The organism is Enterobacter sp. CGMCC 5087 (assembly GCF_003144775.1).
Taxonomy (GTDB): domain Bacteria; phylum Pseudomonadota; class Gammaproteobacteria; order Enterobacterales; family Enterobacteriaceae; genus Enterobacter; species Enterobacter cloacae_M.
In genome coordinates this window covers 1-13,130 of the sequence record NZ_QFXN01000320.1, presented here as the reverse complement: position 1 = coordinate 13,130, position 13,130 = coordinate 1, and the positions used below count along the sequence as shown (strand labels likewise).

General features: G+C 52.4%; 10 protein-coding genes. 2 read left to right on the top strand and 8 right to left on the bottom strand.

Features of this window, described 5'->3' with window-relative positions:
• Positions 1–80: 80 nt before the first annotated feature.
• Together DEO48_RS25885 and DEO48_RS25880 are read left to right on the top strand one after the other, a co-directional pair.
• Positions 81–389 carry a PTS sugar transporter subunit IIB gene (locus tag DEO48_RS25885; RefSeq protein WP_023334100.1) on the top strand — a complete coding sequence of 103 codons (309 nt, stop codon included), beginning with the start codon at positions 81–83 and terminating at the stop codon, positions 387–389.
• Positions 389–706: a PTS lactose/cellobiose transporter subunit IIA gene (locus DEO48_RS25880; RefSeq protein WP_008503455.1), complete on the top strand. Its 318-nt coding sequence runs from the start codon at positions 389–391 to the stop codon at positions 704–706. The genes DEO48_RS25885 and DEO48_RS25880 overlap by 1 nt, the downstream gene beginning before the upstream one ends.
• Positions 707–764: 58 nt before the next feature.
• Here DEO48_RS25880 and rpoC read toward each other — a convergent pair whose 3' ends face one another.
• From rpoC to secE, 8 genes are all read right to left on the bottom strand, one after another.
• Complete coding sequence (rpoC, locus tag DEO48_RS25875) at positions 765–4,988, bottom strand: DNA-directed RNA polymerase subunit beta' (RefSeq protein WP_023309968.1); 4,224 nt, start codon at positions 4,986–4,988, stop codon at positions 765–767.
• Between the two features lie 76 nt (positions 4,989–5,064).
• On the bottom strand, positions 5,065–9,093 hold the full coding sequence (gene rpoB, locus DEO48_RS25870) for a DNA-directed RNA polymerase subunit beta (protein WP_045357726.1): 4,029 nt from the start codon (positions 9,091–9,093) through the stop codon (positions 5,065–5,067).
• 319 nt (positions 9,094–9,412) lie between these two features.
• Positions 9,413–9,778: a 50S ribosomal protein L7/L12 gene (gene rplL, locus DEO48_RS25865; RefSeq protein ID WP_002445276.1), complete on the bottom strand. Its 366-nt coding sequence runs from the start codon at positions 9,776–9,778 to the stop codon at positions 9,413–9,415.
• A gap of 66 nt (positions 9,779–9,844) precedes the next feature.
• Positions 9,845–10,342, bottom strand: a complete 498-nt coding sequence (gene rplJ, locus DEO48_RS25860; RefSeq protein ID WP_003862338.1) for a 50S ribosomal protein L10 — start codon at positions 10,340–10,342, stop codon at positions 9,845–9,847.
• A 291-nt stretch (positions 10,343–10,633) separates the two neighbouring features.
• Entirely contained in the window at positions 10,634–11,338 is a 705-nt protein-coding gene (gene rplA, locus DEO48_RS25850) for a 50S ribosomal protein L1 (RefSeq protein WP_006810530.1), read from the bottom strand.
• 3 nt (positions 11,339–11,341) lie between these two features.
• Entirely contained in the window at positions 11,342–11,770 is a 429-nt protein-coding gene (gene rplK, locus DEO48_RS25845; RefSeq protein WP_008503452.1) for a 50S ribosomal protein L11, read from the bottom strand.
• Between the two features lie 155 nt (positions 11,771–11,925).
• Complete coding sequence (gene nusG, locus DEO48_RS25840) at positions 11,926–12,471, bottom strand: transcription termination/antitermination protein NusG (RefSeq protein WP_002438628.1); 546 nt, start codon at positions 12,469–12,471, stop codon at positions 11,926–11,928.
• A 1-nt stretch (position 12,472) separates the two neighbouring features.
• Positions 12,473–12,856, bottom strand: a complete 384-nt coding sequence (gene secE, locus DEO48_RS25835) for a preprotein translocase subunit SecE (RefSeq protein ID WP_014068449.1) — start codon at positions 12,854–12,856, stop codon at positions 12,473–12,475.
• Positions 12,857–13,130 lie beyond the last annotated feature (274 nt).

The following is a 13,130-nucleotide window of genomic DNA, read 5'->3' as shown; positions in this document are numbered from 1 at the left end:
CGCGATCGAACACGATGCGAAATCATGATCGACTACGGTGCGAACTGGCGATCGATCACCGTGCGAATATGCAGCTGATTATGAAGAACATCGTTTTATGCTGTGCAGCGGGAATGTCAACCAGCATGCTGGTTCAACGTATGAAAGACGCCGCGCAGAAAAAAGGGGTTGAAGTCACCATTAAAGCCGTTCCGGTTGCGGAGTTTAAAGACAACATCGCGACGGCCGACATCGTATTGCTGGGGCCACAGGTTAAATACGAGCAGGCGAAACTTCAGGCGCAGGCCGAGCCGCTGGGTAAAAAGGTCGCGGTGATCGACATGATGGATTACGGCATGATGAAAGGCGATGCCGTACTGGAAAAAGCGCTCAAACTTCTGGAGTCATAATGGAAGACTTAGAAACCACGATCATGGAACTGCTGGTCAACGCAGGTGCGGCGCGCAGTGCGGCCCTGACTGCGTTACAGATGGCGCGTAAAGGTGAGTTTGACGAAGCAGAAAAAGCGATGGAAGAGTCGCGCGAATATGTGAAGCATGCGCACACGATCCAGACGCAGCTTATCGGTCTTGACGAAGGAACCGGGAAACTTCCGGTTAACCTGATCACCGTCCACTCTCAGGATCACCTGATGAACGCGATGGTCATTCAGGATCTGGCGGGCGATATGATTGAGCTTTATCGTCGGATCCCTTTGGTAAACTGATAACCTACAGATGTAAAAAAACCCGCCGAGGCGGGTTTTTTATTTACGGCATCAACGATTACTCGTTGTCGGAACCGCCCAGACCTGCGTTCAGCAGTTCTGCCAGGCTCGCGGATGCATCTTCAGCAGTCACCTGCGGTGCAGCTGGCAGTTCGCCTGCAGCACGACGACGCATACGATCCTGATGGTACGCATAACCGGTACCAGCTGGGATCAGACGCCCCACGATGACGTTCTCTTTCAGACCGCGCAGTTCATCACGTTTACCTGCAACAGCGGCTTCGGTCAGGACACGAGTCGTTTCCTGGAACGATGCTGCAGAGATGAAGGACTCGGTTGCCAGAGACGCTTTGGTGATACCCAGCAGATCGCGCGAGAAGGTCGCACCGATTTTGCCGTTCGCTTCCAGTTCGCGGTTAGCGATCTTGACGCGTGAGTATTCAACCTGCTCGCCTTCCAGGAACTCGGAGCTGCCTGCGTTTTCGATGGTTGCTTTACGCAGCATCTGACGAACGATAACTTCGATGTGCTTATCGTTAATCTTAACGCCCTGCAGACGGTAAACGTCCTGTACTTCGTTGGTGATGTAACGCGTTACCGCGTGTACGCCACGAAGACGCAGAATGTCGTGCGGAGCTTCTGGACCATCGGAAACCACGTCACCACGTTCTACACGTTCACCTTCGAACACGTTGAGCTGACGCCACTTAGGAATCATCTCTTCGTACGGTTCGCTGCCATCTACTGGAGTGATAACCAGACGGCGTTTCCCTTTGGTCTCTTTACCGAAGGAGATGATACCGCTGATTTCAGCCAGGATTGCAGGCTCTTTCGGACGACGTGCTTCGAACAGGTCCGCAACGCGTGGCAGACCACCGGTGATGTCCTTGGTACCGCTGGATTCCTGTGGAATACGCGCCAGAGCATCACCCGCACCGATCTGAATGCCATCTTCCAGCTGGACGATCGCTTTACCCGGCAGGAAGTACTGCGCAGGCATGTCGGTACCAGGGATCAGAACGTCGTTACCCTGAGCATCAACGATTTTCAGTGCAGGACGCAGATCTTTACCACCGGTAGTACGTTCAGCAGAATCCAGAACCACCAGAGAAGACAGACCGGTCAGCTCGTCGGTCTGACGAGTAATGGTCTGGCCGTCGATCATGTCAGTGAAGCGGATGAAACCACTCACTTCGGTGATAACCGGCATGGTGTGTGGATCCCAGTTTGCAACGGTTTCACCGCCGGCAACCTGCTCGCCATCACCTTTCGCCATAACCGCACCGTAAGGTACTTTATAGCTCTCTTTGGTACGACCGAATTCGTCGATCAGCTTCAGCTCGGTGTTACGAGAGGTCACAACCAGCTTGCCTGCGGAGTTAACAACAGACTTCGCGTTGCTGAGCTTGATGCTACCTTTGTTTTTCACCTGGATGCTGGATTCAGCAGCCGCACGAGATGCCGCACCACCGATGTGGAACGTACGCATCGTCAGCTGTGTACCCGGCTCACCGATGGACTGTGCCGCGATAACGCCGATTGCTTCACCTTTGTTGATGATGTGGCCACGCGCCAGGTCACGACCGTAGCAGTGCGCACATACACCAAAGTCGGTGTCACAGGATACAACGGAACGTACTTTCACGGAGTCAACAGAGTTCGCTTCCAGCAGGTCACACCAGTGCTCGTGCAGCAGCGTGTTGCGTGGAACCAGGATGTCTGCAGTACCCGGCTTCAGAATGTCTTCCGCGGTTACACGACCCAGAACGCGATCGCGCAGTGGCTCTTTAACATCACCACCCTCGATAACCGGGGTCATGGTGATACCTTCGAGGGTGCCACAATCGTCTTCGGTCACAACCAGATCCTGCGCAACGTCAACCAGACGACGCGTCAGATAACCGGAGTTCGCTGTTTTCAGTGCGGTATCCGCCAGACCTTTACGAGCACCGTGCGTGGAGATGAAGTACTGGAGTACGTTCAGACCTTCACGGAAGTTCGCGGTGATTGGCGTTTCGATGATGGAGCCATCTGGCTTCGCCATCAGACCACGCATACCTGCCAGCTGACGAATCTGTGCTGCGGAACCACGCGCACCGGAGTCGGCCATCATGTAGATGCTGTTGAAGGAAACCTGCTGCTCTTCTACGCCGTCACGGTTAATCACGGTTTCGGTCTGCAGGTTATCCATCATCGCTTTGGATACACGATCGTTCGCCGCTGCCCAGATATCGATAACTTTGTTATAGCGTTCGCCCGCGGTAACCAGACCAGACTGGAACTGCTCCTGGATCTCAGCAACTTCGGCTTCCGCTTCAGAGATGATCTCGTGTTTCTTCTCTGGGATGACCATGTCATCGATACCAACAGAAGCACCTGAACGCGCTGCATAAGCAAAGCCGGTATACATTGTCTGGTCAGCGAAGATAACGGTCGGCTTCAGACCCAGAATGCGGTAACAGGTGTTCAGCATTTTGGAGATCGCTTTCTTGCCCAGCGCCTGGTTGACGATGGAGAAAGGCAGACCTTTCGGTACGATCATCCACAGAATGGCACGGCCAACGGTCGTGTCTTTCAGGCTGGTTTTTGCAACAAATTCGCCGTTTTCATCTTTTTCGTATTCGGTGATACGCACTTTAACGCGCGCATGCAGAGAGGCCAGGCCAGCGCGATAAATACGCTCAGCTTCTTTCGGGCCAGTCAGCACCATGCCTTCGCCTTTGGCGTTAACACAGTCACGGGTCATGTAGTACAGACCCAATACAACGTCCTGAGAAGGAACGATGATAGGTTCACCGTTCGCTGGAGACAGGATGTTGTTGGTAGACATCATCAGCGCACGCGCTTCGAGCTGGGCTTCCAGCGTCAGCGGTACGTGAACAGCCATCTGGTCACCATCGAAGTCGGCGTTATATGCCGCACAAACCAGCGGGTGCAGCTGGATAGCTTTACCTTCGATCAGGACTGGCTCAAATGCCTGGATACCCAAACGGTGCAGAGTTGGTGCACGGTTCAGCAGTACCGGGTGTTCGCGGATAACTTCGTCCAGGATATCCCAAACGACAGCTTCTTCACGCTCAACCATTTTCTTAGCGGCTTTGATGGTGGTGGCCAGGCCACGCAGTTCCAGCTTGCCGTAGATGAACGGTTTGAACAGCTCCAGTGCCATTTTCTTCGGCAGACCGCACTGATGCAGACGCAGGTATGGACCTACGGTGATTACAGAACGACCGGAGTAGTCAACACGCTTACCGAGCAGGTTCTGACGGAAACGACCCTGTTTACCTTTGATCATGTCGGCCAAAGATTTCAGAGGACGCTTGTTAGAACCGGTGATCGCACGACCGCGACGACCGTTATCCAGCAGGGCATCTACCGCTTCCTGCAGCATACGTTTTTCGTTGCGTACGATGATGTCCGGCGCAGCCAGATCCAGCAGACGTTTCAGACGGTTGTTACGGTTGATCACGCGACGATACAGATCGTTCAGATCGGACGTTGCGAAACGACCGCCATCCAGCGGAACCAGTGGACGCAGATCTGGCGGCAGAACCGGCAGAACGGTCAGGATCATCCACTCTGGTTTGTTACCAGACTGAACGAACGCTTCCAGCAGTTTGATACGCTTGGTCAGCTTTTTACGTTTGGTTTCGGAGTTGGTTTCGTTCAGCTCTTCACGCAGCTGTTCGCACTCTTGCTCCAGATCCATGCTCTTCAGCAGGGCCTGAATAGCTTCCGCACCCATCTTCGCGTCGAATTCGTCACCGAACTCTTCCAGCGCGTCCAGATACTGCTCTTCAGTCAGGATCTGATGACGTTCCAGGTTCGTCATCCCGCCTTCGATAACCACATAAGATTCGAAGTACAGAACGCGTTCGATATCGCGCAGCGGCATATCCAGCAGCAGACCGATACGGGACGGCAGAGATTTCAGGAACCAGATATGAGCGGTCGGAGACGCCAGCTCGATGTGACCCATGCGCTCACGACGCACTTTGGTCTGGGTCACTTCAACGCCGCACTTCTCACAGATCACACCACGGTGTTTCAGGCGCTTGTACTTACCGCACAGGCACTCGTAATCTTTTACTGGCCCGAAAATACGCGCACAGAAAAGGCCGTCACGCTCAGGTTTGAACGTACGGTAGTTGATGGTTTCCGGCTTTTTAACTTCACCGAATGACCATGAACGGATCATGTCTGGCGAAGCCAGAGCAATTTTGATCGCATCAAACTCTTCGGTTTTAGTCTGCGCTTTCAGAAACTTTAATAAATCTTTCACGGATTTGCTCCCGTCGGAGTTAGCACAATCTGGTGCCGGGGGTTAACCCGGCACCAGTGACCTGTTTGAGCGAGAATTACTCGTCTTCCAGTTCGATGTTGATACCCAGCGAACGAATCTCTTTCAACAGTACGTTGAAGGATTCTGGCATGCCCGGCTCCATCTGATGGTTGCCGTCCACGATGTTTTTATACATCTTGGTACGACCGTTCACGTCATCAGACTTAACGGTGAGCATTTCCTGCAGGGTGTATGCCGCGCCGTATGCTTCCAGCGCCCACACTTCCATCTCCCCGAAGCGCTGACCACCGAACTGTGCCTTACCACCCAGCGGCTGCTGAGTAACCAGGCTGTAAGAACCGGTAGAACGAGCGTGCATCTTGTCGTCGACCAGGTGGTTCAGTTTCAGCATGTACATGTAACCTACGGTTACCGGACGCTCGAACTGTTCACCGGTACGGCCGTCAAACAGCGTAATCTGACCAGACGTTGGCAGACCACCCAGTTGCAGCAGCTCTTTAATTTCAGCTTCTTTCGCACCATCGAAGACCGGCGTTGCGATTGGCATACCTTTTTTCAGGTTCTCAGCCAGGCGCAGCACTTCTTCATCACTGAAGGTATTCAGGTCGACTTTCTGACGAACGTCGGTACCCAGATCGTAGGCACGCTGGATGAATTCGCGCAGTTTCGCGACTTCTTCCTGCTGCTTCAGCATGGCGTTAATCTTGTCGCCGATACCTTTCGCAGCCATACCCAGGTGAGTTTCCAGGATCTGACCGATGTTCATACGAGACGGTACGCCCAGCGGGTTCAGTACGATATCTACCGGCGTACCGTTAGCATCGTGCGGCATATCTTCGATCGGGTTGATCTTAGAGATAACACCCTTGTTACCGTGACGACCTGCCATCTTATCACCAGGCTGGATCTGACGTTTAACGGCCAGATACACCTTAACAATCTTCAGCACGCCTGGTGCCAGATCGTCGCCCTGAGTGATTTTGCGGCGTTTCGCTTCGAGTTTTTTCTCGAACTCGTGTTTCAGTTCGTCATACTGCTCAGCCAGCTGTTCCAGCTGATTTTGTTTCTCTTCGTCGGTCAGGCCCAGTTCCAGCCAGCGATCGCGTGGCAGTTTGTCGAGCTTCTCAGCTTCAACGCCACCGGCAACCAGCACCGCATAGATACGGCTGAACAGACCCGCTTCGAGGATCTGCAGTTCTTCAGACAGGTCTTTCTTAGCCTGTTTGAGCTGCATCTCTTCGATTTCCAGCGCACGCTTATCTTTTTCAACGCCGTCACGGGTGAAGACCTGAACGTCGATAACCGTACCGGAAACACCGTTTGGTACGCGCAGAGAAGAGTCCTTAACGTCAGACGCTTTCTCACCGAAGATTGCACGCAGCAGTTTCTCTTCTGGCGTCAGCTGGGTTTCACCTTTAGGCGTAACCTTACCAACCAGAATGTCGCCGCCGGTCACTTCAGCACCGATGTAAACGATACCGGATTCATCCAGTTTGGAGAGCGCAGCTTCACCCACGTTAGGGATGTCAGCGGTGATCTCTTCTGGCCCCAGCTTGGTGTCACGGGACACACATGCCAGCTCCTGAATATGGATGGTGGTGAAACGATCTTCCTGAACCACACGCTCGGAGACGAGGATGGAGTCTTCGAAGTTGTAACCGTTCCACGGCATGAACGCTACGCGCATGTTCTGACCGAGCGCCAGTTCACCGAGGTCGGTGGACGGACCGTCTGCCAGCACGTCGCCGCGCTCAACTGGCTCACCCAGAGACACGCAAGGCATCTGGTTGATACAGGTGTTCTGGTTAGAACGGGTGTATTTGGTCAGGTTATAAATGTCGATACCTGCTTCGCCCGGATACATCTCGTCTTCGTTAACTTTGATAACGATACGGGATGCATCGACGTACTGAACAGTACCGCCACGTTTAGCAACTGCAGTAACACCGGAGTCAACGGCAACAGCACGCTCCATACCGGTACCAACCAGCGGCTTATCAGCGCGCAGAGTTGGAACGGCCTGACGTTGCATGTTCGCACCCATCAATGCACGGTTGGCGTCATCGTGTTCCAGGAACGGGATCAGGGACGCACCGACGGATACCACCTGCTGGGTGGATACGTCCATGTAGTCAACCTGGTCGCGGCTGAACAAGCTGGATTCGCCTTTGCTACGGCAAGTAACCAGATCTTCTACAAAGTGGCCTTCGTCATCCAGGTTGGAGTTCGCCTGAGCGATAACGTAGTTACCTTCTTCGATAGCAGACAGGTAATGAATTTCATCGGTTACAACACCGTCGGTCACTTTACGGTACGGGGTCTCAAGGAAACCGTATTCGTTAGTCTGTGCGTACACGGACAGGGAGTTGATCAGACCGATGTTTGGACCTTCAGGCGTTTCGATTGGACATACGCGACCGTAGTGCGTCGGGTGTACGTCTCGAACTTCAAAGCCTGCACGTTCACGGGTCAGACCGCCTGGGCCGAGTGCAGAGATACGACGTTTGTGCGTAATCTCAGACAGCGGGTTGTTCTGGTCCATGAACTGAGACAGCTGGCTTGAACCGAAGAACTCTTTCACTGCTGCAGAAATCGGCTTGGCGTTGATCATATCCTGAGGCATCAGGGTATCCAGATCGCCCAGAGACAGACGCTCTTTCACCGCACGCTCTACACGTACCAGGCCAACGCGGAACTGGTTTTCCGCCATTTCGCCTACGGAACGGATACGACGGTTGCCGAGGTGGTCGATATCGTCCACTTCGCCTTTACCGTTACGGATATCAATGAGCTTCTTCATCACTTCGATGATGTCGTCTTTGCTCAGGATACCGGAACCTTCGATTTCGTCGCGCAGCAGAGAACGGTTGAACTTCATACGACCAACCGCAGACAGATCGTAGCGGTCTTCGGAGAAGAACAGGTTCTCGAACAGGCTTTCCGCCGCTTCGCGAGTTGGTGGCTCACCAGGACGCATCATGCGGTAGATTTCTACCAGCGCGCTCAGACGATCGGTGGTTGGGTCGACGCGAATAGTCTCAGAGATATACGCACCGTGGTCCAGATCGTTGGTGAACAGCGTTTCGATACGTTTGTGGCCAGACTGGCTCAGCTTAGCCAGCAGATCCAGGCTCAGCTCCATGTTCGCCGGGCAGATCAGCTCGCCAGTTGATTCATCAACGTAATCTTTCGCGGCTACTTTTCCTGCAATGTATTCAACCGGAACTTCGATGTGTTTGATATCATCTTTTTCCAGCTGGCGGATGTGGCGCGCGGTGATACGGCGACCTTTTTCCACATACACTTTGCCGTCAGCTTCGATGTCGAACGACGCGGTCTCACCACGCAGACGTTCCGGCACCAGCTCCATCTGCAGCTTGTTGTCGCGGATTTCAAAGATCACTTTCTCAAAGAACAGGTCCAGGATCTGCTCAGTGGTATAGTTCAGTGCACGCAGAATGATGGTTGCAGGCAGCTTACGACGACGGTCGATACGGACAAACAGGTTGTCTTTCGGATCGAACTCGAAGTCCAGCCATGAACCACGGTAAGGAATGATGCGTGCGTTATACAGTACTTTACCGGAAGAGTGTGTTTTACCTTTATCGCTGTCGAAGAAGACGCCCGGGCTACGGTGCAGCTGGGAAACGATAACACGCTCAGTACCGTTGATTACGAAAGTACCGTTGTCTGTCATGAGTGGAATTTCACCCATGTAGACTTCTTGTTCTTTAATGTCTTTTACGGTGCCTTCCGGCGCTTCGCGCTCGTAGATCACCAGACGCAGTTTTACGCGCAGCGGTGCGGAATAGGTCACGCCACGGATCTGACATTCCTGAACGTCAAACACCGGTTCGCCAAGGCGGTAGCTGACGTACTGCAGCTCGGAGTTACCGCTGTAGCTCTGAATCGGGAACACGGAGCGGAAGGCTGCTTCCAGACCGTACTGCCCTTCAGGATCTTGCTCGATAAACTTCTGGAACGAGTCAAGCTGGATAGAAAGGAGATATGGAATGTCCAGAACTTGTGGACGTTTACCAAAATCCTTACGAATACGTTTTTTCTCGGTATAGGAGTAAACCATAGGGTTCCTCAGCTCGCTGACAAGTCGACCCATCTGTCCGACGAAGGGACAGTTTGTGCAACACCATTTTGTGGACCGGAAAATTGAATACTTTCCGCAATACCTGTTGCTATCACGCTTAAATCATTTCGTCGCGATTTACACAGAGCGAGCACCCTGTCGCAATATATTAAGTCGTCGATAGAAACATGCATTGTCAGGACAATCAGCAGTCAAACAGTGTGAAATGCTACTGATGCCTTACAGCGCAAAAAGGCTGGTGACTAAAAAGTCACCAGCCATCAGCCTAATTACTTAGGCTGCAACCAGAAAAGTTGGCTTATTTAACTTCAACTTCAGCGCCAGCTTCTTCCAGAGATTTTTTCAGTGCTTCTGCGTCGTCTTTGCTCACGCCTTCTTTCAGCGCAGCTGGAGCAGATTCTACCAGGTCTTTAGCTTCTTTCAGACCCAGGCCAGTTGCGCCACGTACTGCTTTGATAACAGCAACTTTGTTAGCGCCAGCAGCTTTCAGAATTACGTCGAATTCAGTTTTTTCTTCAGCAGCTTCAGCCGGGCCCGCAGCTACAGCTACAGCAGCAGCAGCAGAAACACCGAATTTTTCTTCCATTGCAGAAACCAGCTCTACAACGTCCATTACGGACATAGCTGCTACTGCTTCAATGATTTGATCTTTAGTGATAGACATTTAAATTGTTCCTGAAAATCAGAATAAGTTTATACGTAAGCAAATGCTTTATAAAGATAACTGCGATTAAGCAGCTTCTTTCGCATCGCGTACAGCAGCCAGAGTGCGAACCAGTTTGCCAGCCGCAGCTTCTTTCATGGTTGCCATCAGGCGTGCAATTGCTTCTTCGTAGGTCGGCAGGGTTGCCAGGCGATCGATTTGCGATGCCGGGATCAACTCACCTTCAAAGGCTGCAGCTTTGACCTCAAATTTTGCATTCGCTTTCGCGAACTCTTTGAACAGACGAGCAGCAGCGCCCGGGTGTTCCATAGAGTATGCAATCAGGGTCGGACCAACAAACGTGTCTTTCAGGCACTCGAACTGAGTACCTTCAACTACGCGGCGCAGCAGGGTGTTACGAACAACACGCATGTATACGCCAGCTTCACGACCTGCTTTACGCAGTTCAGTCATTTTGTCTACAGTAACGCCACGGGAATCCGCAACTACTGCAGACAGCGCGCCTTTGGCTACTTCGCTGACTTCAGCAACAATCGCTTGTTTGTCTTGAAGATTTAAAGCCATTAGCTTTGCTCCTGGATGTTTGCCGGAACTCATGTTCCGGAACTCACTTCACTCTCCCCAACGGAAAGAGCGTCTTAATACGGTGAGCAGAAACAAGCCAGAGTATCCAAAAATAATCTTAGCGTTCTGTCACCGTCTACGCAGGGGATTAAGTCTCTTGCGAAACACCTGCGGTCTTCGACGGAGGCCTGGATTAGGCCAGGCTCCAACGAACAAATCTTTTAGCCGCTAACTTTCGTTAGCAAACGTGGGGGTAAGATTGTAGACAAAATCACCGCCCACGTAAAGGCATTAGTTTGCAGCAGCGCTCAGGCCAGCCTGGTCAACTGCAACACCTGCACCCATGGTGGTGGAGATGCTAACTTTCTTGATGTACACGCCTTTCGCCTGAGTTGGTTTTGCTTTTTTCAGCGCAACCAGCAGAGCTTCCAGGTTTTCTTTCAGTTTGTCAGCGTCAAAGTCCACTTTACCGATGGTGGTGTGGATGATGCCGTTTTTGTCGTTACGATAACGAACCTGACCTGCTTTAGCGTTCTTAACCGCTTCAGCAACGTTAGGAGTTACAGTACCCACTTTCGGGTTTGGCATCAGGCCGCGTGGACCCAGAACCTGGCCCAGCTGGCCAACAACGCGCATTGCATCTGGAGAAGCAATAACAACGTCAAAGTTCATTTCGCCTTTCTTGATCTGATCAGCCAGATCTTCCATACCTACCAGTTCAGCGCCGGCAGCTTTAGCAGCTTCAGCGTTTGCACCCTGAGCAAATACAGCTACGCGAACGGAACGGCCAGTACCGTGTGGCAGTACAGTTGCGCCACGAACGTTCTGATCGGATTTACGAGCGTCGATGCCGAGGTTAACGGCAACGTCAACGCTTTCAACGAACTTAGCAGTTGCCAGTTCTTTCAGCAGAGCGATAGCTTCGTTGATGTCGTACTGTTTGGTCGCATCAACTTTGTCACGGATCACGGACATGCGCTTGGTCAGTTTAGCCATTTCTTAGTCCTCCACTACCAGGCCCATGGAACGTGCAGTACCTTCGATTGAGCGAGTCATCGCTTCAATGTCGGCACCAGTCATGTCGGCAGCTTTGGTCTGCGCGATTTCCTGCAGCTGAGCGCGGGAAATTTTACCCACTTTGTCTTTGTTCGGTTTACCGGAACCAGACTTGATACCAGCCGCTTTCTTCAGCAGAACAGCTGCTGGAGGGGTTTTGGTAACGAAAGTGAAAGAACGGTCAGCGTAAACAGTGATTACGACTGGGATTGGCAGACCTTTTTCCAGGGATTCGGTTTTGGCGTTGAACGCTTTACAGAATTCCATGATGTTCACACCCTGCTGACCCAGAGCTGGACCAACTGGTGGACTTGGGTTCGCCATACCAGCTGCAACCTGCAGCTTGACGTAGGCTTGTACTTTCTTAGCCATTCTAAAATCCTCTGATTGGGTGATAGCGCCTCAGGGAGGCTCCCCGTGAATAAAATTCGTTTTACGGGCCGGGCCCATAAAAACAAAAGGCGCGAAATTGTATTCCAATCTCGCGCCCTGTGCAACGATTAAATCGCCGCTTTTTTGATCGCTGCTTAGGCTTTTTCGACCTGCGCAAAGTCCAGTTCTACCGGGGTCGCACGACCGAAGATAGAAACAGAAACTTTCAGGCGGGACTTCTCGTAGTCCACTTCTTCAACCACACCGTTAAAGTCAGCAAACGGACCGTCGCTAACACGAACCATTTCACCCGGTTCAAACAGCGTTTTCGGACGCGGCTTATCACCCACCTGCTGCAGGCGGTTCATAATCGCATCAACTTCTTTGTCGCTGATTGGCGCCGGACGGTCAGACGTGCCGCCGATAAAGCCCATCACGCGCGGTACGCTGCGCACCAGGTGCCAGCTCGCGTCGTTCATCACCATCTGAACCAGCACGTAACCCGGGAAGAATTTACGCTCGCTTTTGCGACGTTGGCCGCCACGGATCTCAACCACTTCTTCGGTCGGAACCATAACTTCGCCAAATAACTCTTCCATGTTGTGTAATTTGATATGCTCACGCAGCGACGTTGCTACGCGGCCTTCAAAACCGGAAAACGCCTGAACGACGTACCAACGCTTTTTAGGGGCTTCAGACATCTTAGAACCTCAGGCCAGTAATAAAGGAAACCAGGCGAACCAGAATACCATCCAGCCCCCACAGGATCAGTGACATTACCGCAGTCACTGCAGCCACGATCAGCGTGGTGTGCAATGTTTCCTGGCGAGTCGGCCAAATGACCTTGCGGACTTCGGTACGTGCTTCGCGAGCGAAAGCAACGGTTGCTTTACCCTTAGTCGTCAACAGCGCGACACCGCCCGCTGCAGCAATCAGAATCACCACTGCCAGCGCGCGGAGCGGCAGCATCATGTCACGATAAAGATAGTTGCCAACGATTGCCACAATCAGCAGCACGGCAACAGCGACCCACTTCATCGCTTCCAGGCCGCGCCCGCTCCCTTGAGCTTCGGTATTCGCACTCATAAACCAACCTGTCAGAAGAATTCTACAAATAATTTCACCCCGCGATTGCGAGGCGAGCCAAATCGAAACGCTAATCCCTTTATGGATTATACGCTCTCTGCAGAGCCTGTCTCAGCAATGATTATGACAAAAATAATCACTGATGAGCCAGGTTCTGATGTGAAAGCGTGCAAAAAGGGCATCAAATGATGCCCTTTTCATGCGCATTGCGTCAAATGTTATCAGCGATTAGCCGAGAACTTTAGCAACCACGCCCGCGCCAACGGTACGGCCA